This window comes from Streptomyces sp. NPDC048018 (assembly GCF_043202995.1).
Lineage (GTDB): Bacteria > Actinomycetota > Actinomycetes > Streptomycetales > Streptomycetaceae > Streptomyces.
The window spans coordinates 291853-312035 of sequence record NZ_JBIDBK010000005.1 but is presented as its reverse complement, the minus strand read 5'-3'; the positions used below and the strand labels follow the sequence as shown (position 1 = coordinate 312035).

The window sequence follows — 20183 nt, the reverse complement described above, 5'->3', positions numbered from 1 at the left end:
GGCGCCGAGTGCGCCGCCCGCGTCGCCTGCGTCGCCGAGGCCGGCGACGGCGTGACGGCCGTCGCTCCCGGCGGCCTGGCGGTCCTGCCCCGGTCCGTCGATTGCGGCACCTGCGCCCACCGCCGCACGGGGCTGACCGCCCACTCCGTCCCGGCCCCGCACCTGGCGGTGTGAGGCGCGCACATCGAAGCCCGCACCACCCCGCCCCCTCCGGCGGCCCGGCACACCGGTGGAAGGTCATCGCCCTCCTCGCCCGCGAGATGCGCCTGCCCGGCGACGGGGTGCGCCTGCCGGGCGCCCCCTGTCGGGACGTGGTGGCGCGGAACCGGCGCCGCCGGCGCCGTTCCCCTTGCCGCGGCCCTACGCGCCGGCCCCGGCGGGGTCGAGGGAGTCGACGTCCTCCATGAAGGACAGCATCCGGGCGTTGACCACGTCCGGATGGTCGATCTGCGGGCCGTGTCCCGTCGCGGTGACGATCTCGGCGCGGGCTCCGGGGACGAGGCGCGGCACGCGCTCCAGCTGCCGCTTGGGGTGTACGAGCAGGCTGTGCTTGCCCATGATCACGTAGAGCGGCGTGTGGATGGACCGCAGCGCGTCCTCGGTCAGCGGCAGGGGTGCGGGGCGGCGGATCCGGTAGGCGCGGGCGCCGAGCTGGATCCACTTGCGCATCTCGGGGACGGCGATGACCGGCTGGTCCAGCCACCTGGCGAGCCGGGACCGCAGCGCCTTGGGGCGAAGGTGGCGAACAGGCTCACGAAGACCCAGGCGAAGAAGCGCAGGCCGACCTTCTCCAGCCCGCCGGGGTCGAGGGCGGTGACGGAGGCGAGCCGTCCGGGTCGGCGGTGGGCCTGGTTGAGCACCAGCCAGCCGCCGTAGGAGGAGCCGACCAGGTGGACCCGGTCGAGGCCGAGGGCGTCGAGGGCCTCGTCCATCCACTGGGCGGCGCGCTCGGGCTGCCACATGGGCTCGCGGTGGACGCTGCGGTTCGCGTCGCCCGGGGTGTCGAGCGCGTAGACGGGGCGGTCGAGGCTGAGGCCGGGGGTGTTGGGGTACCACATCGCGGAGGAGTATCCGGCGCCGTGGATCAGGACGATCGGGGTGCGGGCCTCGCCGGCGGGGTCCTGGGGGCCGTACCGGTAGACGTGCGTGGTGCCGAAGCTCGTCTCGACGTCCGTCTCGGAGCGGACCGGTGCCCCCATCGCGTAGAGCACCTCGGCGGCGGCGAAGTACCGGTCGCGCAGGGTGTCGTTGACGTAGCGGCCGACATCGCGGCGTACGCGGGCGCTGTTCTCGGGCACGGCGGCACCTCCTGTGAAGATCCGTCCTTCGTGGTACGACCGTATCATCAATATGGTACGGCGGTATCATGAAGGCGTTCGGGGCGTGGGCCGCGAACCCCCTACCGACAGGCGGAGACACGGGAACATGCCGAAGCGCGTGGATCACGAGGAACGGCGCGCCCAGATCGCCGAGGCGCTCATCCAGGTCGCGGGGCGGCGCGGTCTGCATGCGGTCGGCATGCGGGACGTGGCCGCGGAGGCGGGCGTATCGCTCCGGCTCGTGCAGTACTACTTCGAGACCAAGGAGAAGCTGCTCTTCTACGGCCTCCGGCACCTGACCGACCGTTTCACCGGGAGGGTGAACGCCCGCCTGGCCGCCGCCGGCCCGGCCCCCGGCCCGCGCGCCACGGCGGAGGCGCTGCTGCTGGCCTCGCTGCCGACCGACGAGGAGAGCCGCGTCTTCCACCTTCTGTACAGCTCGTACGCGATCCTGTCGGTGACCGACGAGGCGCTGGCCGCCCAGCCCTTCATCGACAACCCCGACGCCGCGGAGAACGCTCTGACCGGACTCCTGGAGCAGGCGCAGCGCTCGGGCCTGGCCGACCCGGCCGCCGACGCGCGCACGGAGGCGATCAGCCTGCTGGCGATGGCGGCGGCCATGGGCACCAGCATCCTCGTGGGCCAGCGGAGTCCGGAGTCGGCGATCGCGGTGCTCCACCACCACCTGGACCGGATCTTCGCGACCGCCCAGACGTCCGACGGCGAAACGGAACCGACCTGACACCCCGCGAAACGCCCGCGCACCACGCCCGGCGGCGTCGACGGCACCCGCCGGCCGTCCACGTCCACGCTCGACGACCGGAGGGGCCCGGGCTCCTGAGAAAGCCCAGCCAGTCCATCGGAACGGAAAGGAACCGGGCGACCCGGTACCCCCCCGCCGGACTCAAGGAAAGGCCACGGTGCGTGCGCAACGGAAAGGGTGAGAAGGAGAAGTGACCGTGATCGAACGCCTGTGGGAAAAGTATGAGCTTCCCGTCCAGGACGCACTCCACTACGCCGACGGGCGCTCCTACGACCTCGCCCTCGACCCCGCCGCGCCGAGCGGCTTCTCCGTGCTCTCCCCGTTCGCGCTCGACGAGGGGCTGCTGGACGACCCTTCCCGGGTGTCCTCGGTCGACGGGCTTGCCGCTGTGGACCTGGGGGAGCGGGGACTCCTGTGGGGCGGCGAGAGTTCGTACGGTTCGGAGGGGTTCATCGCCCGCCTGACTCCCGACCGCGCACTGATCTGGGCCATGTTCTTCGCCGCATCCAATCCGTTTGATCGCATGCGGCTGTCCGGCGGCATCGCTGCTTTCCGCTCGACCGCGGGGTTCGCCATCGCGGTGGACGTCGACGATCCGCGAAATCCCGCTCTCCCGGAAAACTGACGAAAGAAAGTTCAGGTCGCAGACCTGGGCCTTCGTTCAGACCGCTGTGTACGGCCCCTACCGGCACGTCGTGGCACTTTCCTCCGCAGGAGGGGAGGCGCCGCTACTGCGTCTGGACACCACGAGCGGCGACCTGGCGGGCAGGGTGCCGAGTTCTGTTACCTGGCCACCGCCGCCGCGGTGTGGACCGCCGCCCGGCGGCGGTGACCGAAGCCCCGGCCCCTGACCGATGCCGCGGCTCTGGCCACCCCTGCGCCCGTGAAACCCTGGTCGTCGCGTCAAGGACGCGTGAAGGGCCATGGGCATCGGGATCGGGGGAAGACGTGGCGGACCGGGAGACACCGGGAAGTCAACTGGCGGGGTACGCCGGGATTCTGCGCGACGCGTGTGCCACGGGACGCCGTCTCACCCGTGCCGAGCTGGAGGCCCGTCGGGCCGACGGCGAGCGGGCGGCCGAAGCGGGACTGCCGCTGCGGGAGCTGATACGAGACCACTTGGCCGCCGCCCAGAGGGTGGAGCCGGCACCGGCGTCCCGGCCGCTGCTGGCCGTCGTCGAGCAGGCGGTGGATGCGTTCGTCGAGGGGTACGAGCGGGCCCAGCGCCAGGCGGTCCGCCAGGAGGAGGCCGCACGCCGCGAGTTCATCGATGACCTGCTGTACGGGCGCGGCGGGCTCGGTCGGCTGGCCGAGCGGGCCGAGCGGTTCGGACTGCGGCTCTCCCAGGCGCACGCGGTGGCAGTGGCCGCCGGCCCCGAACCGTACGGCGACGGCTACCCGGTGGCCCGCCGTATCGAGGAGGCGGTCCTGGGCCGCTTCGGGAACCGGCAGATCCTGCTGGCCACCAAGGACGGCCGGCTGATCTGTGTGGCTCCGGGGGATCAGCCCGACGTCCTCGCGTACTTCGCGAAGCAGGCGCACGCGGCCACCGACGGAGGACGGGTGGCCGTCGGCCGCTCCCATCCGGGCCCTGGCGGTGTCGTCCACTCGTACGAGGAGGCACTGAACGCCCTCGATCTCGCCGAGCGCATGCGGCTGGAGGGACCGGTGCTGCACGCCTCCGACCTGCTGGTCTACCCCGTCCTGACCCGTGATCGGCAAGCCATGGCCGACCTTGTGGAGAGCGTCTTGGGCCCGCTCCGCGGGGCGCGCGGCGGTCCCCGGCCGCTGCTGGACACCCTCACCGCGTACTTCGACTGCGGCTGCGTGGCGACGGAGACCGCCCGCCGCCTGTCTTTGAGCGTACGGGCCCTGACGTACCGCCTGGAGCGCATCCACACCCTCACCGGTGCCGACCCGGCGGATCCGGTGAACCGCTACACGCTCCAGACCGCGGTGATCGGCGCCCGGCTGCTGGGCTGGCCCGACGCGACGTCATGACCGGACCTCACGCGAGGGCGAAGTAGCGCAGCCACAGGTAGACGGCCGAGATGGCGATGGTGACGGCGGTGACGACGAGCCCGTACCTGGTGAACTGCCAGAAGCCGATGGGGTGGCGGTTGCGTTCGGCGATGCCGAGGACGACGACGCTGGCGGAGGCACCGATGGCGGTGGCGTTGCCGCCGAGGTCGGCGCCGAGGGCGAGGGCCCACCACATGACGTGGTCGGGGTCACCGCCCATGTCGGTGACGAGCTCGCTGGTGATGGGCGCCATCGTGGCGACGTAGGGAATGTTGTCGACGATTCCCGACAGCACGGCCGAACCGCCCAGCAGGAGCATGGTGCCGCCCAGTTGGGCTCCGCCGATGATGTCGGCGAGGTGCCCGGCGAGTCCGCATCGGCATCGCCATGGTGGCCCTCGGTGCACCCATGGCTCTGGCCGGCGCCGCCTTCTGGTCCCTGCCGGGTGCCGGATTCGCTCCGGTGGTCATCGGTCTCTCCTGCCTCGTCACCGGCTTGGTCATGCTGGGTTCCGGGCCGGTCCGCCACTGACCGTCTTGGCGAGCGCCGGCCGCATCCTGCCGTCCCTGCTGCGTTAAAGCGGCGTAAAGATTGCCGAGAGCAGGCAATGTGCGGCGGCCGGTCGCGCTGGCACGATGCCGTTGTCCGGCGCAAACGCGTGCCAACCGGGGAGGTGCTCATGGGCTTGTTTCTAGGTCTCGGCATCGGGGGAATCGCCCTGCTGGCCTGTTCGCTGGTGTTCGACGGGGTGCTGGAGGGGGTCTTCGACGGCGCCCTGGACGGACTGTTCGACGGATGGCTGTCGCTGCCGGTGGTCGCGGGCTTCGTTTCGATGCTCGGTTTCACGGGGGCGATCGTGCTCGGGGCCACCGGCCTCGGGCCGGCAGCGGCAGCCGCCGCGGGAGCCGTGGCCGGTGCGGGCGCGGGCTGGCTGACGTACCGCTTCAGCCGCGCCCTCGCCCGGGCCGGCAGCGGGACCGCCCCGCGCCCCGCCGAACTCCTCGGCTCGGCCGGGACCGTCGTCACCGACATTCCCGCGGGCGGCTACGGCGAGGTGCTGCTACGCCTCGGTGGCCAGCCTGCCAAGTACGCCGCGACCGCCGAGGGGCCACTGGCCCGGGGCGCGGAGGTCTGGGTGACGGCGACGCCGTCGTCCTCCTCGGTCAGCGTCCGCGCCGTCGAGCGCTGACCGGCCGTTTCGCTCTCTCATCCACCACCGATCTGTCCCCTCGACCGAGAGCGGGCAGGGGGGATCAACCATGAGTTCAGTCGTCATCGCGGTCGTGGGAGTCGTCGTACTTCTCGTCCTGCTCGCCCTGGTCGTCGTCACCCGCTACAAGGTGGCCGGTCCCAGCGAGGCGTTCATCATCACCGGGCGCCGGGGCAAGAAGTCCACCGACCCCGACACCGGGCGGATATCCACCGACAACACCGGTCAGAAGGTCGTCGTCGGCGGCGGCGTCTTCGTCGTCCCCTTCGTCCAGCAGCGCTACTCCCTCGACCTCTCCAGCCGGCACATCCCGATCGCCGTCCGGGGCGCGGTCACGCTGCGCGGCATCAAGGCCAACCTCGAAGGCGTCGCGATCGTCAAGGTCGGCGGCAACGAGGACGCCATCCGCGCCGCGGCCCAGCGCTTCCTCCAGCAGCAGAACGGCATCGTCGGCTTCACGCAGGAAGTGCTCTCGGGAGCCCTGCGCGCGATCGTGGGCCGGATGTCGGTCGAGGACATCATCCGCGACCGCGCCGCCTTCGCCGGGCAGGTCGCCGAGGAGGCCGAGGCCAGCCTGTCCGGGCAGGGCCTGGTGCTGGACGCCTTCCAGATCCAGGACATCACCACCGAAGGCTCCTACCTGGAGGACCTCGGCCGCCCCGAGGCGGCCCGGGCCAGGCAGGAAGCGGACATCGCCGAGGCCAACTCCCGCCAGGCGGCCGAGCAGGCCCGGCTGAAGGCCGAAGAGGAGATCGCGGTCGCGCAGCGCACCCTGTACCTGCGCCAGGCCGAGATCAAGGCCGAGACCGACGCGGCCACCGCCCAGGCCAACGCCGCCGGCCCGCTGGCCGACGCCGACCGCCAGCAGCAGATCCTCACCGAGCAGGAGAAGGTCGCCGAACGGCAGGCCGCCCTGACCGACCGCCAGCTCGACACCCAGGTCCGCAAGCCCGCCGACGCCCGCCGCTACGAGGCCGAGCAGGAGGCCGAGGCCAAGCGTGTGGCCCGGGTCAAGCAGGCCGAGGCCGAGCGCCTGGCGGCCATCGCCGCCGCCCAGGCAGAGGCCGAGCGGGCCCGACTGACGGGTGAGGGCGAGAAGCAGCGCCGCTCCGCCCTCGCCGAGGCCGAGGCCATCGAGGGCGCCAAGCGCGGTGAGGCGGAACGCGCCCGCCGCGCCGCCATCGCCGACGCCGTCCGCCTGGAGGGCGCCGCCGAAGCCTCCGCCATCGCGGCCAGGGGATCGGCCGAGGCCGAGGCCATGCAGAAGAAGGCCGAGGCATTCGAGAGCTACGGCGACGCCGCGAAGATCCAGATGCTGGTCGAGGTGCTCCCGCAGGTCGTCGCCAAGGCCGCCGAACCGCTGTCCGCCATCGACAGGATGACCGTCATCTCCACCGACGGCGCGAGCAAGCTCACCCGCACGGTCGCCGACAACGTCGCCCAGGGCATGGAACTCCTCGGCTCCACCACCGGCGTCGACCTCGCCCAGCTCCTCAAGGGCCTGACGGCGAACAAGCCGGAGGCGGCCGCGGAGAGGTTCTCGGCCGACGGCAAGGTCACCATCACCGACTGACATACGAGCTACCAGCGGCAACGAATCGAGGTCTCGCCGGCGGGGGTGCGGCGAGACCTCGATCGGTGCCCTGAACTGCCGGAAGGGACCAGTCGACAGGCCACAGGGCGACATTCGGCCCGGACTGGCTGCCGTGACCCCGAGATCTTGTGGTCGACCGAGGCCGTCTGGCCCGCACACAGACGTTGTCGTGCGGCGCTTCGCCGAGGGGGACGCGATGGAGGAACTGACCGGCCCGCTCCCTCGCGCGTACGCTGATCACGCAGCCGCCGGCAGGCGGATTCGGTCCGGCGGCCCCTTCGTGAGGTGCGTGTGGCGCGCCAAAGGGCCTCCCGTCAGCACTCGCGGGAGGTGGGGCACGCGGAGGGAGCGGCGAGGGCTGAGAGCTCTAGACAACAACGAAGCCCCAGGTCTCTGACCTGGGGCTTCGTAGGAGAGCGGATGACGGGAATCGAACCCGCGCTATAAGCTTGGGAAGCTCATGTTCTACCATTAAACTACATCCGCAAAGCCGCGGAAGATCGCTGCGGCATCGTTGCACACTGTACCCCATCCCGCATCCGGGGCGAAGCGCGTTCGACCGGAGTGCCCTCCACGGGGTGTCGTCCCCGATCCCCTAATGTGGCTGACTCGTCCACCACTTGTCGGGGAAGGGACTTGATGGGTTCGATGGAGCGCACCGTCGTCCGTTGTGCCGAGGGGCACGTTTTCAGCACCGCTTCGTTCCCGTTGCAGCAACTCGGGGCAGGGCGGATCGGGCCCGGGCGGCTCATCCGGTGTCCACGGTGCGCCCGGCTGCGGCATGCCGTGCCGGTGGAGCTCGAGAAGCGCTGAGCGTCTGCGGACAGCGACAAGGGGCGCGGGTTCTCCCGATTGGGGGAGCTCAGCGCCCTCTGCGTATCGTGGGACCGTGCTTCTCTCAGACAAGGACATCCGGGCCGAGATCGACGCCGGGCGGGTCCGCATCGACCCGTACGACGAATCCATGGTGCAGCCCTCGAGCATCGACGTGAGGCTTGACCGCTTCTTCCGGGTGTTCGAGAACCACCGGTACCCCCACATCGACCCTGCGGTCGAGCAGATCGACCTCACCCGTGAGGTCGAGCCGGAGGGTGACGAGGCGTTCATCCTGCACCCGGGCGAGTTCGTGCTCGCGTCGACCTACGAGGTCATCACCCTGCCGGACGACATCGCCTCCCGCCTGGAGGGGAAGAGCTCCCTCGGGCGGCTCGGCCTCGTCACGCACTCCACCGCCGGCTTCATCGACCCGGGCTTCTCCGGGCACGTGACCCTGGAGCTGTCGAACCTCGCCACCCTGCCGATCAAGCTCTGGCCGGGCATGAAGATCGGACAGCTGTGCATGTTCCGGCTCAGCTCGCCCGCCGAGTTCCCGTACGGCAGCGAGCGGTACGGCTCCCGGTACCAGGGCCAGCGGGGGCCGACGGCCTCGCGGTCGTTCATGAACTTCCATCGGACCCAGGTGTGAGGCGGTAGCCGGCATGAGTGACGTACGCGAGAACCTGACGTACGAGGGCTTCGGGCGCGCGGTCCGCGAGCTCGCGCAGACCATCGCCGACGACGGCTACGAGCCCGACGTCGTGCTCTCCATCGCCCGCGGCGGCGTCTTCGTCGCAGGCGGCCTGGCCTACGCCCTGGACTGCAAGAACATCCACCTCGTGAACGTGGAGTTCTACACCGGCGTCGGCACGACCCTGGAGATGCCGGTCATGCTGGCCCCCGTGCCGGACGCCATCGACTTCAGCGACAAGAAGGTGCTCATCACCGACGACGTCGCCGACACCGGCAAGACCCTCAAGCTCGTCCACGACTTCTGCGTCGACCACGTCGCCGAGGTCCGGTCCGCGGTCATCTACGAGAAGTCGCACTCGCTCGTGAAGTGCGAGTACGTCTGGAAGAAGACCGACGAGTGGATCAACTTCCCGTGGTCCGTCGAGCCGCCCGTCGTCCGGCGAGAGGGCCAGGTCCTCGACGCCTGACCCCCGAGGGCGCCTCAGCCGCGGAGAGACCGCCTCGCCCGGACGGGACGCCCGCCCCGGAGAGGCCGCCTCGCCCGGACGGGACGCCTCGTCCGGTGGGTGCCTGACCGGCCGCCGGCGTCCGGACGACCGCGCACGCAGCAGGGCCCCCACGGCATCGCCGTGGGGGCCCTGCGTGTACCTACGGGTTCCTAGAGCGTGCCCAGCTTGATCAGGCTCAGCAGGGCCACCAGCTGGATCGCCGACGCGCCGAGCGCCTTCGGCCATGGGAGGTCGTGGGAGCGGCTCACCATCACCGTGAAGAGCGCGCCCGCCGCCAGCCAGGTCAGCCAGCCGATGACCTGCACCAGGCCGTTCTCGCCGCCCAGGAAGAGCGCGAAGACCAGGCGCGGCGCGTCCGTGATCGACATGATCAGCATGGACAGGCCGACCGTCGGCTGCCAGGAGCCGTCGCCGCCCAGCTGGCGGGCCAGCGTGTGCGTGACCGCGCCGAGGATCAGCCCGCCGACGACGAAGCCGACGGCCGTCATCAGGACGTACGGGACCGCCGTCGACAGGGTGGCGTTGATCGCCTCTTCGCGCGCCTTGTCGAAGCCGAAGATCGCCAGGAGTCCGTAGAGGAAGGTGACGACCAGCGCCGGGCCCCACACGGCGTGGTCCCGCATCCGCAGAAACGTGTCTGCCGGACGCAGCACGATGCCGCTCAGGAGGCCCTTCCAGGGTAGCCGGGGGCCCGTGGGGACCGGGGCGGCGCCGGCCTGGTACGCGGCCGGCTCGCCGTACGGGTCGTCGTTGACGCTGAAGACCTGGGTGTGGCCCGGGTTGTTGGCGGCGTAGTGCTGCCGCGGGTGCTGCTGCGGCGCGTGCGGGTCGCCGAAGTACTCCGGCTCCCCGTCCCCGTACCCCTGCTGCTGAGCCCATTGCTGCCGCGGTTGCTGCTGGTGCTGCTGCGGGTACGGCGGCGGGGGCGCGTTGTACCCGTAGGGCGCCTGCTGCGGTCGTTGTTGCGGGGGGCCACCGGCCCGGCCGCGTCCGTTCCTGAATCCAGCCACGTCATGAAACGTACCCGCTCCCGCTGTGACCTCGCGCCATGCCGGGAGAGTGCGGCAGAGCTGTGACATCCCCTAGGGGGTCTCGGGGGTCTCGGGCGGTTTCGGGGGTCTCGGGGGTGGCCACGCCGTGCCGGAGTCTTGCGGAAGCCGTGACGAATCGGATGTGACGCTCATACGGGGCCGGCCGGCGCCTCGTCGGCGTCGGCACCCTTCGGCAGGGCGGCGACGGCGGGGCCCACGAGCTCGCCGGCAGGCTCGTACGGAAGTGCACCGCGCGGCGGCGGGCGCCGGCGTCGTGGCCCGCTCCGCGGTCCCCCAGGGCCCCGCGGAGCCCGCGCCGGGCGGGGAACGCCCCGGCCGCCTCCGGTGACCCCCGCGAGGGCTCTCGGCGGCACGGGCGTCGCATGGCCCTCCTCCGTCCCACCGGCCTCGGCTTCGCCCTACGCCGGCGGGACGGGCGCGCGGCGCCGACCGACCCGGAACGGCCGGGGCGTCCCCGCCCCGGGTGCGGCCGGAGCGGAGCCTTCGACCCGCTACGGCTCGCGCGCGGCGCCGACCGACCCGGAACGGCCGGAGCGTCCGCCCCGGTACGGCCGTACCCGAGCCTCCGACCCTGCGCCGCCGACGCCGAAGGGCGGCCTCCGCGTCTCCGCGGGGGCCGCCCTTCGGCATGTCGTGTTCGAAACCCGTCAGACCGCGGGTTCCGTCTCCTCCGTCGGCTTCGGCTCCGGCTCGACCGGGGTCTTCACCGAGTCGAGCAGCAGCTGCGCCACGTCGACGACCTGGAGGCTCTCCTTGGCCTTGCCGTCGTTCTTCTTGCCGTTGACGGAGTCCGTCAGCATGACGAGGCAGAACGGGCAGGCGGTGGAGACGATGTCCGGGTTGAGGGACAGCGCCTCGTCCACGCGCTCGGTGTTGATGCGCTTGCCGATCCGCTCCTCCATCCACATCCGCGCACCACCGGCGCCGCAGCAGAAGCCGCGCTCCTTGTGGCGGTGCATCTCCTGCTGGCGCAGGCCGGGGACGGCGGACATGATCTCGCGCGGCGGCGTGTAGACCTTGTTGTGACGGCCCAGGTAGCACGGGTCGTGGTAGGTGATGAGGCCCTCGACCGGGGTCACCGGGATCAGCTTGCCCTCGTCGATGAGGTGCTGGAGCAGCTGGGTGTGGTGGATGACCTCGTAGTCGCCGCCGAGCTGCGGGTACTCGTTGGCGATCGTGTTGAAGCAGTGCGGGCAGGTCGAGACGATCTTCTTCGCCGACTTCGGCTTCTTCGTCGCCTCGTCCTCGTCGTCCTCGCCGAACGCCATGTTCAGCATCGCGACGTTCTCCTGGCCGAGCTGCTGGAACAGCGGCTCGTTGCCCAGACGGCGCGGGGAGTCACCGGTGCACTTCTCGTCGCCGCCCATGATCGCGAACTTGACGCCCGCGATGTGCAGCAGCTCGGCGAAGGCCTTGGTGGTCTTCTTGGCGCGGTCCTCCAGGGCGCCGGCGCAGCCGACCCAGTAGAGGTAGTCGACCTCGCTGAGGTCCTCGATGTCCTTGCCGACGATCGGGACCTCGAAGTCGACCTCCTTGGTCCACTCGACGCGCTGCTTCTTGGCCAGACCCCAGGGGTTGCCCTTCTTCTCCAGGTTCTTCAGCATCGTGCCGGCCTCCGACGGGAAGGCGGACTCGATCATGACCTGGTAGCGGCGCATGTCGACGATGTGGTCGATGTGCTCGATGTCGACCGGGCACTGCTCGACGCAGGCGCCGCAGGTGGTGCAGGACCACAGGACGTCCGGGTCGATGACGCCGTTCTCCTCGGCGGTGCCGATCAGCGGGCGCTCGGCCTCGGCGATCGCCGCCGCGGGGACGTCCTTGAGCTGCTCCTCGGTGGCCTTCTCGTTGCCCTCCATGTCCTTGCCGCCGCCCGCGAGCAGGTACGGCGCCTTGGCGTGCGCGTGGTCGCGCAGCGACATGATGAGGAGCTTCGGGGAGAGCGGCTTGCCCGTGTTCCAGGCGGGGCACTGCGACTGGCAGCGGCCGCACTCGGTGCACGTGGAGAAGTCGAGGATGCCCTTCCAGGAGAACTGCTCGACCTGGGAGACGCCGTAGACGTCGTCCTCGCCCGGGTCCTCGAAGTCGATCGGCTTGCCGCCGGAGGTCATCGGCTGCAGCGGGCCGAGGGCGGTGGAGCCGTCGGCGTTGCGCTTGAACCAGATGTTCGGGAAGCCCAGGAAGCGGTGCCAGGCGACACCCATGTTGGTGTTCAGCGAGACCGTGATCATCCAGGTGAAGGACGTGACGATCTTCAGCGCCGCGAAGAAGTACGTGAGGTTCTGGATCGTGCCCAGGTCGGCGCCGTCGAGCAGGGCGATCAGCGGGTAGGAGGCGAAGAAGCCCGGCTCCCAGCCGGTCACGTGGTGCTGGACGCCCTCGAGCGCGCGCAGCGTCATGATGCAGACGCCGACGATGAGGATGACGGCCTCGACGAAGTAGGCCTGGCCCGTCTTGGAGCCCGCGAAGCGGGACTTGCGGCCGGCCTTGGTGGGCTTGCTGAGCTGGCGGATCACGATCAGCGTGACGATGCCGAGGACGGTCATCAGGCCGAGGAACTCGGTGAAGATCTCGTACGGCAGCCAGTCGCCGATGATCGGGATGAGCCAGTCCGCCTGGAAGAGCTGACCGAAGGCGTTGACGATCGTGAGCAGGAGGGAGAAGAAGCCCACCGCCACGAACCAGTGCGCCACGCCGACGACGCCCCAGCGGTTCATCCGGGTGTGGCCGAGGAATTCCTTGACCAGGGTGACGGTGCGCTGCGTCGGGTCGCCGGTGCGCGTTCCCGCGGGCACCGGCTGACCGAGCCGCACGAAGCGGTAGATCTGCGCGATGGCGCGGCCGAACAGCGCGACGGCTACCACCGTGATGACGATCGACACGACGATCGCGGCGAGTTGCATGAGGGGCTCCTCGGGCGGGCCTGCGAGGCGGAGCACCGGCACCCGCCAGTGCTCCGGGCACTGTCGAGTGTGGCACTACTAAGCGGTAACTTATTCAGTCCGTGACGAGATTACCGGGTAGCGGCCGCGCACTGTAGCGGAGCCCACGGTGATCTGTGTCGCTCAGGCAACCCTTGCCGTACGGGCTGCGCGGGGCGCGTGGAGTCGTTTACGGACTGCTGGCAGGGTACGCGCCAGGATCACCAGGTCCATGCCGAGCCAGTGGTGGTCCACATAGTGGAGATCGAGCAGCTCGCGCTCCTCCCAGGGCAGCTCCGAACGCCCGCTGACCTGCCACGGCCCCGTCATCCCCGGCCGTACGGACAGCCGGCGCCGCCCGTCCCCCCTGCTCTCCCGGTGTCCGGGCGCCAGCGGGCACGGTCCGACCAGCGACATCTCGCCGCGGACGACATGGAACAGCAGCGGCAGGTTCGCCAGCGGGCTCTTCGTGCGGAAGGTCAGCATCGTGAAGGTCCGGTCGCCCAGACCCGCGACCGGGCGGCGGCGCAGCGGTCCGGCCGTGCTCCCCGCGCGCGTGCCGCCCGTTCCGAGGGTGACGGAGAGGGCGACGGCGGCGATCAGCGGGGACAGCAGGGTGAGGAGGACGAGTCCGCCCGCGATGTCGAACGCGCGCTTCGCCGTCATGCGCCTCCACCTTCCGGCGAGAATCATGGGATATGCCCGGACTCTCTCACGCGCGGGGTGCCGGGGCGGGGAACGACGCGCCCCGGAGACGCGTTCGTTGAGTGCCAGGGATGGCGAAGAGTTGAGTCGACCCGACTCATGTCTGTTGACTCTCGCCCAGGGGTCGTGCATCCTTGAGTCAGTTCCACTCAAGTCGGTCAGCTGGAGGAATCGAAATGGCACGTGCGGTCGGCATCGACCTGGGCACGACTAACTCCGTCGTCAGCGTTCTGGAAGGCGGCGAGCCCACCGTCATCACCAACGCCGAGGGCGCCAGGACCACGCCGTCCGTCGTCGCCTTCGCGAAGAACGGTGAGGTGCTCGTCGGCGAGGTCGCCAAGCGCCAGGCGGTCACCAACGTCGACCGGACCATCCGGTCCGTGAAGCGTCACATGGGCACGGACTGGAAGATCGAGCTCGACGGGAAGACCTTCAACCCGCAGCAGATGTCCGCGTTCATCCTTCAGAAGCTGAAGCGTGACGCCGAGGCCTACCTGGGCGAGAAGGTGACCGACGCGGTCATCACCGTCCCGGCCTACTTCAACGACTCCGAGCGTCAGGCGACGAAGGAGGCCGGCGAGATCGCCGGTCTGAACGTCCTCCGTATCGTCAACGAGCCCACCGCGGCCGCGCTCGCGTACGGCCTCGACAAGGACGAGCAGATCATCCTCGTCTTCGACCTCGGTGGCGGCACCTTCGACGTGTCCCTCCTGGAGATCGGCGACGGCGTCGTCGAGGTGAAGGCCACCAACGGTGACAACCACCTCGGTGGTGACGACTGGGACCAGCGCGTCGTCGACTACCTGGTGAAGCAGTTCGCGAACGGCCACGGCGTCGACCTGTCCAAGGACAAGATGGCCCTGCAGCGTCTGCGCGAGGCCGCCGAGAAGGCCAAGATCGAGCTGTCCTCCTCCACGGAGACCACGATCAACCTTCCCTACATCACGGCCTCCGCCGAGGGTCCGCTGCACCTGGACGAGAAGCTCACGCGCGCCCAGTTCCAGCAGCTCACCGCCGACCTGCTCGAGCGCTGCAAGACCCCGTTCCACAACGTCATCAAGGACGCCGGCATCTCCCTCAGCGAGATCGACCACGTCGTCCTGGTCGGCGGTTCCACCCGTATGCCCGCCGTCGCCGAGCTCGTCAAGGAGCTGACCGGCGGCAAGGAGGCCAACAAGGGTGTGAACCCGGACGAGGTCGTCGCCATCGGCGCCACGCTCCAGGCCGGTGTCCTCAAGGGTGAGGTCAAGGACGTCCTGCTCCTCGACGTGACCCCGCTGTCCCTCGGCATCGAGACCAAGGGCGGCATCATGACCAAGCTGATCGAGCGCAACACCACGATCCCGACCAAGCGGTCCGAGATCTTCACGACGGCCGAGGACAACCAGCCGTCGGTGCAGATCCAGGTCTACCAGGGCGAGCGCGAGATCGCGGCGTACAACAAGAAGCTCGGCATGTTCGAGCTGACCGGCCTGCCGCCGGCCCCGCGTGGCGTCCCGCAGATCGAGGTCTCCTTCGACATCGACGCGAACGGCATCATGCACGTGACCGCGAAGGACCTCGGCACGGGCAAGGAGCAGAAGATGACCGTCACCGGCGGTTCTTCGCTCGCCAAGGACGAGGTCGACCGGATGCGTCAGGAGGCCGAGCAGTACGCGGAGGAGGACCACCGCCGCCGCGAGGCCGCCGAGAGCCGCAACCAGGGCGAGCAGCTCGTCTACCAGACGGAGAAGTTCCTCAAGGACAACGAGGACAAGGTCCCCGGTGAGGTCAGGACCGAGGTCGAGACCGCCGTCGCCGAGCTGAAGGACAAGCTCAAGGGCGAGGACACCGCGGAGATCCGCACCGCCACCGAGAAGCTCGCGGCCGTCTCCCAGAAGCTCGGCCAGGCCATGTACGCCGACGCCCAGGCCGCCCAGGCCGCGGGTGGCGCCGACGCCGGCCAGGCCCAGGCCCAGGACGACGACGTCGTCGACGCCGAGATCGTCGACGAGGACAAGCCGAAGGGTGGCGCTGCCTGATGTCGGAGGAGACCCCGGGCTTCGAGGAGAAGCCCGACGTCCCCGCCGACGGCACGCCCGAGGAGACCGAGGCCGCCGAGTCCGCCGACCAGGCGGAGGGGGCGGCCCCGGCCGGGGACGCTACGGACGTAGCTCTGCTGGCCCAGCTGGACCAGACCCGCACCGCGCTCTCCGAGCGCACCGCGGACCTCCAGCGGCTCCAGGCCGAGTACCAGAACTACCGCCGCCGGGTGGAGCGGGACCGGGTGACGGTCAAGGAGATCGCCGTCGCGAGCCTCCTGACCGAACTCCTGCCCGTGCTCGACGACATCGGCCGGGCCCGTGAGCACGGCGAGCTCGTGGGCGGGTTCAAGTCGGTCGCCGAGTCGCTGGAGACCGTCGCCGCCAAGATGGGTCTGCAGCAGTTCGGCAAGGAGGGCGAGCCCTTCGACCCGACGATCCACGAGGCCCTGATGCACTCGTACGCGCCGGACGTCACCGAGACGACCTGCGTGGCGATCCTGCAGCCTGGGTACCGGATCGGCGAGCGGACCATCCGCCCCGCGCGCGTGGCCGTCGCCGAGCCCCAGCCGGGCGCGGCTCCGGCCGCCAAGGAAGAGAAGAAGGCCGACGAGGAGAGCGGTGGCCCCGACGAGGGCTAGCGCGACGATCGTCCGAGAGGAGGGACGTCGATGAGCACGAAGGACTTCGTCGAGAAGGACTACTACAAGGTTCTCGGCGTCCCCAAGGACGCCTCCGACGCCGAGATCAAGAAGGCGTACCGGAAGCTCGCCCGCGAGAACCACCCGGACGCCAACAAGGGCGACACCAAGGCGGAGGAGCGCTTCAAGGAGATCTCCGAGGCCAACGACATCCTCGGCGACCCGAAGAAGCGCAAGGAGTACGACGACGCCCGCGCCCTGTTCGGCAACGGCGGCTTCCGGGCCGGCGGCCCGGGCGGCGGCTCCTTCAACTTCGACCTGGGCGACCTCTTCGGGGGCGCCCAGGGCGGGGCCGGGGGCGCCGGCGGCTTCGGCGGCGGCATCGGTGACGTCTTCGGCGGCCTGTTCAACCGGGGCGCGGGCGGCGCGGGCACCCGTACGCAGCCGCGTCGCGGCCAGGACATCGAGTCCGAGGTGACGCTCAGCTTCACCGAGGCCATCGAGGGCGCCACGGTGCCGCTGCGGATGTCCAGCCAGCAGCCCTGCAAGGCGTGTTCGGGCACCGGCGACAAGAACGGCACCCCGCGGGTGTGCCCGACCTGTGTCGGCACCGGGCAGGTCTCGCGCGGCAGCGGTGGCGGCTTCTCGCTGACCGACCCGTGCGTGGACTGCAAGGGGCGCGGCCTCATCGCCGAGACCCCCTGCGAGGTCTGCAAGGGCAGCGGGCGGGCCAAGTCCTCCCGCACCATGCAGGTCCGCATCCCGGCGGGCGTGAGCGACAACCAGAAGATCCGGCTGCGCGGCAAGGGCGCCCCGGGCGAGCGCGGCGGGCCGCACGGCGACCTGTACGTCGTCGTGCACGTCGACGCCCACCCGGTGTTCGGCCGCAAGGACGACAACCTCACCGTCACGGTGCCCGTCACGTTCGACGAGGCGGCGCTCGGCGGCGAGATCAAGGTGCCGACCCTGGGCGGCCCCGCGGTGACGCTGAAGCTGCCCGCGGGCACTCCCAACGGACGCACCATGCGGGCCCGCGGCAAGGGCGCGGTCCGCAAGGACGGCACCCGCGGCGACCTGCTGATCACGGTGGAGGTCGCGGTGCCGAAGGAGCTGGACGACAAGGCCCGCGAGGCCCTGGAGACCTACCGCGAGGCCACGACGGGCGAGGACCCCAGGGCAGAGCTGTTCCAGGCCGCGAAGGGAGCTTGAGGAGATGGAAGGCCGGCGTCGCAATCCCTACCAGCTGACCGACGAGACACCGGTGTACGTCATCTCGGTGGCGGCCCAGCTCTCCGGGCTGCACCCCCAGACACTGCGTCAGTACGACCGTCTCGGCCTGGTCTCCCCGGACCGCACGGCCGGGCGGGGCCGCCGCTACTCGGCCCGTGACATCGAGCTGCTCCGTCAGGTGCAGCAGCTGTCGCAGGACGAGGGCATCAACCTGGCCGGCATCAAGCGCATCATCGAACTGGAGAACCAGGTGGCGGCCCTCCAGGCCCGGGTGGCCGAGCTGTCGACGGCGGTCGAGGGCGCTGCGGCGGCGATGCGTCAGCGCGAGGCCCAGGTCCACGCCTCCTACCGGCGCGACCTGGTCCCGTACACGGACGTGCAGCAGGCGAGCGCCCTGGTGGTGTGGCGGCCGGGGCACAAGCGCGGCGAATAGCCCCCTCCTCGCACGAGGCTCCTTGCGGACGAGCCCCCTCTTCGGAGGGGGCTCGTCGCGTTCACCGGCGGGCGCTACGGCAGGAGTTCGGAGACGATCTCGACGGCCGTGTGCCACCAGGGCTGCGCCCCGGTGCCGAAGGCGGCGGCGAGGGCGGTCCCGAGGGCCTGGTCGAGCGCGTCCGCGTCCTGCTCCCAGCCGGCGTCGACGCGGCCGTCCCCGGTGGACTCCAGGGTGCCGAGACGGCGCCCGTCGCGGGTGAGCCCGCTCTCGCCGTACGAGCAGGGCACGAGCCGGTAGCGGCGCCCGTCCACGGTCGCGTCGACGCGGTACGAGCGGCGCGAGAGACGGCCCTTGGCGGGGCGGAGTGCGGCCGGGCGCCCGTCGACGGTGAGGGCGAGCAGCGCGGCGTCGCGGGTGCCGATGGGGGTGTGGCGGTCGGCGGCGCTCCCGGCGGCCCGTTCGAGCTCCACGGTGGGCAGGCCGTGGCCGTCGACCCGGAGGGCGCCGGCGCGGGTGTCGAGGTGGATCCGGAGGTACACGTCGGTCATGCGTCCCGTTCGAGGATGCCGGAGCGGGCGATGAGATAGCCGAGCTGGGCGCGGCTGCCGCTGCCGAGGGCGGCGGCGAGCTTGGCGATGTGGGCACGGCAGGTGCGCACGTTCATGCCGAGGCGGCGGGCGATGGCCTCGTCGACGAGCCCCTCGACGAGGAGCTTGGCGATGGAGCGCTGCACGCCGCTGATGCCGCTGAGCATCGGCTCGTAGGTCACGGGGGCGTCCAGCGGCGTGGCCTGGAGCCAGAACTGGTCGAAGACGCCGCCGAGGTACTCGACGAGGCCCTGGTGGCGCAGTTCGAGCGCGATGGTGCGGTCGCGGCTGGCCGGCACGAAGGCGACCTTGCGGTCGACGATGATGAGCCGGTCGATGATCTCTTCCAGCGTGCGGACCTCGACCTCGGACCCGATGCGCTCCAAGTAGGCCAGGGTGATGGGCTGGTGGCGCGCCGTGTGCTGGTAGAGCGTGCGCATCTTGATGCCCTTGCCGAGCAACGGCCGCACCCGGCGCAGGGCTTCGCCGAACGTGTGGGCGCTGCGGCCCTTCCCCGGTTGTACGGTGAGCAGTTCCGAGGTGCACTCCTCGACGGCCCGGTCCAGACTGGCGTTGATGCGGTCGAGGCCTTCGAGGACGGTGATGGCGTGGGTCATCGAAGGGTCGCGTGCGCCGAGGGCCATGAACGGCTCGAAAGCGTCGGAGAGGGAGACGGTCAGACGTCTGCGTTCCTGGATCTCCTTCTCTATCGGGAGGAGCAGCCGGGCCAGCGCGGCCGAAGGGGCCACGGGGCGCAGCCATTCGGCGTCGTCGGGGTCGGGACGCAGCAGGTCGAGGTCCATCAGGCAGGGGGCCGAACCGATGTCCGAGCGGGCGATCCGGCCTGATCGCAGCGCTTCGGCATAGAGGCGAGTGCCCGCTTCGCACAGGTCTGCGTGCGTGTGAGAATGTCCCTCTTTCTCAGGTTCTATTCGCATACGTACACCCCCAGGCTTTTGCATTACAGGAACATGATGCATTGAGCGAGTGGTGGAAACGGGATGAGTGAGCCATCGTCGTGACTTGCGGGGGAGCAGGTTGTTACACACCTTCAAGTGAGGTTGCTCGGTCATGTCCAAGAAGCTCATACGCACCGTAGCCGGTGTCGCACTGATGGCTGCTGCCGCTGTGGGAGCGGTCACGGCAACCGAGGACCCGGGGTGGGGTTCGCAGACGAGGGTCGTGAACGCCGACCCGGGCTGGGGTCTCACCCCCGCTGCCGATGCCGCCGACCCGGGCTGGGGTGTCGTCCTGGCCGCCGCGGACCCCGGGTGGGGTGTCGCGTCGGCCGCCGATCCTGGATGGGAGTCCGTGAGGGCATGACGGTTCCCGAAGATCCTCGTTTCCGACGTGAGATGGCGAGCGCCTACCGGTCCGGGTGGCACTTCATCGACCTCGTCACCGCGGTGCCGCGCCGTGGCGAGTCGTTGATGGTCACCCTCTTCGGAGAGCCGATCGTCGTCGTCCGCGAAGACGACGAGGACATTCGCGCCTACCGGTGTCTTCGCCGCCCACGCGGTGCCCCGCAGCCCGTCCGCTGTGCCATCCGGTACGGCATGATCTTCGTCAATCTCGACCAGCGCGACCACCAGCTGGTCGAACCCCACCTGGTCGACACCGAGACCATCACCGCCACCCCCCGCAGTGCCTGAACGATTCCCCCG

20 protein-coding genes, 1 tRNA gene and 1 pseudogene are annotated in these 20183 nt (G+C 70.5%); 14 read left to right on the top strand and 8 right to left on the bottom strand.

Features of this window, described 5'->3' with window-relative positions; all coding sequences use genetic code 11:
* Nucleotides 1-360: 360 nt before the first annotated feature.
* A pseudogene (locus ACGF1Z_RS21335) lies at nucleotides 361-1298 on the bottom strand (alpha/beta fold hydrolase).
* Between the two features lie 127 nt (nucleotides 1299-1425).
* On the opposite strand from ACGF1Z_RS21335, the gene ACGF1Z_RS21330 reads away from it, so the two are divergent.
* The 3 genes from ACGF1Z_RS21330 to ACGF1Z_RS21320 all read left to right on the top strand — a co-directional run bounded on the left by ACGF1Z_RS21330 (nucleotide 1426) and on the right by ACGF1Z_RS21320 (nucleotide 4083).
* The gene (locus tag ACGF1Z_RS21330; protein ID WP_393006223.1) at nucleotides 1426-2061 is read left to right on the top strand and encodes a TetR/AcrR family transcriptional regulator; all 636 of its coding nucleotides are present in this window, start codon (nucleotides 1426-1428) and stop codon (nucleotides 2059-2061) included.
* A gap of 211 nt (nucleotides 2062-2272) precedes the next feature.
* Nucleotides 2273-2707, top strand: coding sequence for a hypothetical protein (locus tag ACGF1Z_RS21325; RefSeq protein ID WP_393006221.1), 435 nt, complete (start codon nucleotides 2273-2275; stop codon nucleotides 2705-2707).
* A 323-nt stretch (nucleotides 2708-3030) separates the two neighbouring features.
* Nucleotides 3031-4083 (top strand): PucR family transcriptional regulator, encoded by a 1053-nt coding sequence (locus ACGF1Z_RS21320; RefSeq protein ID WP_393006219.1) that lies wholly within the window; start codon nucleotides 3031-3033, stop codon nucleotides 4081-4083.
* A gap of 7 nt (nucleotides 4084-4090) precedes the next feature.
* Here ACGF1Z_RS21320 and ACGF1Z_RS21315 read toward each other — a convergent pair whose 3' ends face one another.
* Nucleotides 4091-4510: an SLC13 family permease gene (locus ACGF1Z_RS21315; protein WP_393006217.1), complete on the bottom strand. Its 420-nt coding sequence runs from the start codon at nucleotides 4508-4510 to the stop codon at nucleotides 4091-4093.
* A gap of 2 nt (nucleotides 4511-4512) precedes the next feature.
* On the opposite strand from ACGF1Z_RS21315, the gene ACGF1Z_RS21310 reads away from it, so the two are divergent.
* The 3 genes from ACGF1Z_RS21310 to ACGF1Z_RS21300 all read left to right on the top strand — a co-directional run bounded on the left by ACGF1Z_RS21310 (nucleotide 4513) and on the right by ACGF1Z_RS21300 (nucleotide 6887).
* The gene (locus ACGF1Z_RS21310) at nucleotides 4513-4635 is read left to right on the top strand and encodes a hypothetical protein (RefSeq protein WP_393006215.1); all 123 of its coding nucleotides are present in this window, start codon (nucleotides 4513-4515) and stop codon (nucleotides 4633-4635) included.
* Nucleotides 4636-4783: 148 nt separating this feature from the next.
* A complete protein-coding gene (locus ACGF1Z_RS21305) occupies nucleotides 4784-5293 on the top strand; it encodes a hypothetical protein (RefSeq protein ID WP_393006213.1) in 510 nt (169 codons plus the stop codon).
* A 70-nt stretch (nucleotides 5294-5363) separates the two neighbouring features.
* Entirely contained in the window at nucleotides 5364-6887 is a 1524-nt protein-coding gene (locus ACGF1Z_RS21300) for a flotillin family protein (protein ID WP_393006211.1), read from the top strand.
* 436 nt (nucleotides 6888-7323) lie between these two features.
* Here ACGF1Z_RS21300 and ACGF1Z_RS21295 read toward each other — a convergent pair.
* A tRNA-Gly gene (locus tag ACGF1Z_RS21295) sits at nucleotides 7324-7394 on the bottom strand.
* Nucleotides 7395-7797: 403 nt separating this feature from the next.
* Between ACGF1Z_RS21295 and dcd the strand changes: the two genes are divergently transcribed.
* Nucleotides 7798-8373 (top strand): dCTP deaminase, encoded by a 576-nt coding sequence (dcd, locus tag ACGF1Z_RS21290; RefSeq protein WP_393006209.1) that lies wholly within the window; start codon nucleotides 7798-7800, stop codon nucleotides 8371-8373.
* 13 nt (nucleotides 8374-8386) lie between these two features.
* Entirely contained in the window at nucleotides 8387-8884 is a 498-nt protein-coding gene (locus ACGF1Z_RS21285) for a phosphoribosyltransferase (RefSeq protein WP_393006207.1), read from the top strand.
* 191 nt (nucleotides 8885-9075) lie between these two features.
* Here the strand turns inward: ACGF1Z_RS21285 and ACGF1Z_RS21280 are convergent, their stop codons facing one another.
* The 3 genes from ACGF1Z_RS21280 to ACGF1Z_RS21270 all read right to left on the bottom strand — a co-directional run bounded on the left by ACGF1Z_RS21280 (nucleotide 9076) and on the right by ACGF1Z_RS21270 (nucleotide 13565).
* Nucleotides 9076-9936, bottom strand: coding sequence for a Yip1 family protein (locus tag ACGF1Z_RS21280; protein WP_393006205.1), 861 nt, complete (start codon nucleotides 9934-9936; stop codon nucleotides 9076-9078).
* A 689-nt stretch (nucleotides 9937-10625) separates the two neighbouring features.
* The gene (locus ACGF1Z_RS21275; protein ID WP_393006203.1) at nucleotides 10626-12881 is read right to left on the bottom strand and encodes a (Fe-S)-binding protein; all 2256 of its coding nucleotides are present in this window, start codon (nucleotides 12879-12881) and stop codon (nucleotides 10626-10628) included.
* Between the two features lie 162 nt (nucleotides 12882-13043).
* Nucleotides 13044-13565 (bottom strand): sugar transferase, encoded by a 522-nt coding sequence (locus tag ACGF1Z_RS21270; RefSeq protein ID WP_393006201.1) that lies wholly within the window; start codon nucleotides 13563-13565, stop codon nucleotides 13044-13046.
* 215 nt (nucleotides 13566-13780) lie between these two features.
* Here ACGF1Z_RS21270 and dnaK point away from each other — a divergent pair, with 215 nt between their 5' ends.
* Genes dnaK through ACGF1Z_RS21250 form a run of 4 tightly spaced genes read left to right on the top strand, consistent with a single transcriptional unit; the run spans nucleotide 13781 to nucleotide 17929 of the window.
* Nucleotides 13781-15625 (top strand): molecular chaperone DnaK, encoded by a 1845-nt coding sequence (gene dnaK / locus ACGF1Z_RS21265; protein ID WP_393006199.1) that lies wholly within the window; start codon nucleotides 13781-13783, stop codon nucleotides 15623-15625.
* A complete protein-coding gene (gene grpE / locus ACGF1Z_RS21260) occupies nucleotides 15625-16266 on the top strand; it encodes a nucleotide exchange factor GrpE (protein ID WP_393006197.1) in 642 nt (213 codons plus the stop codon). Before dnaK ends, grpE begins: the two co-directional genes overlap by 1 nt.
* Nucleotides 16267-16296: 30 nt before the next feature.
* Nucleotides 16297-17475 carry a molecular chaperone DnaJ gene (gene dnaJ, locus ACGF1Z_RS21255; RefSeq protein WP_393006195.1) on the top strand — a complete coding sequence of 393 codons (1179 nt, stop codon included), beginning with the start codon at nucleotides 16297-16299 and terminating at the stop codon, nucleotides 17473-17475.
* A 4-nt stretch (nucleotides 17476-17479) separates the two neighbouring features.
* Nucleotides 17480-17929, top strand: coding sequence for a heat shock protein transcriptional repressor HspR (locus tag ACGF1Z_RS21250; protein ID WP_384422474.1), 450 nt, complete (start codon nucleotides 17480-17482; stop codon nucleotides 17927-17929).
* A 74-nt stretch (nucleotides 17930-18003) separates the two neighbouring features.
* Here the strand turns inward: ACGF1Z_RS21250 and ACGF1Z_RS21245 are convergent, their stop codons facing one another.
* Both ACGF1Z_RS21245 and ACGF1Z_RS21240 read right to left on the bottom strand, forming a co-directional pair.
* Nucleotides 18004-18480, bottom strand: a complete 477-nt coding sequence (locus ACGF1Z_RS21245) for a hypothetical protein (protein WP_393006192.1) — start codon at nucleotides 18478-18480, stop codon at nucleotides 18004-18006.
* Nucleotides 18477-19457, bottom strand: coding sequence for a helix-turn-helix transcriptional regulator (locus ACGF1Z_RS21240; RefSeq protein ID WP_393006190.1), 981 nt, complete (start codon nucleotides 19455-19457; stop codon nucleotides 18477-18479). The genes ACGF1Z_RS21245 and ACGF1Z_RS21240 overlap by 4 nt, the downstream gene beginning before the upstream one ends.
* Nucleotides 19458-19590: 133 nt before the next feature.
* Between ACGF1Z_RS21240 and ACGF1Z_RS21235 the strand changes: the two genes are divergently transcribed.
* On the top strand, nucleotides 19591-19842 hold the full coding sequence (locus tag ACGF1Z_RS21235) for a hypothetical protein (RefSeq protein ID WP_393006188.1): 252 nt from the start codon (nucleotides 19591-19593) through the stop codon (nucleotides 19840-19842).
* A complete protein-coding gene (locus ACGF1Z_RS21230; RefSeq protein WP_376626989.1) occupies nucleotides 19839-20171 on the top strand; it encodes a (2Fe-2S)-binding protein in 333 nt (110 codons plus the stop codon). Before ACGF1Z_RS21235 ends, ACGF1Z_RS21230 begins: the two co-directional genes overlap by 4 nt.
* The last annotated feature ends 12 nt before the right edge of the window (nucleotides 20172-20183 follow it).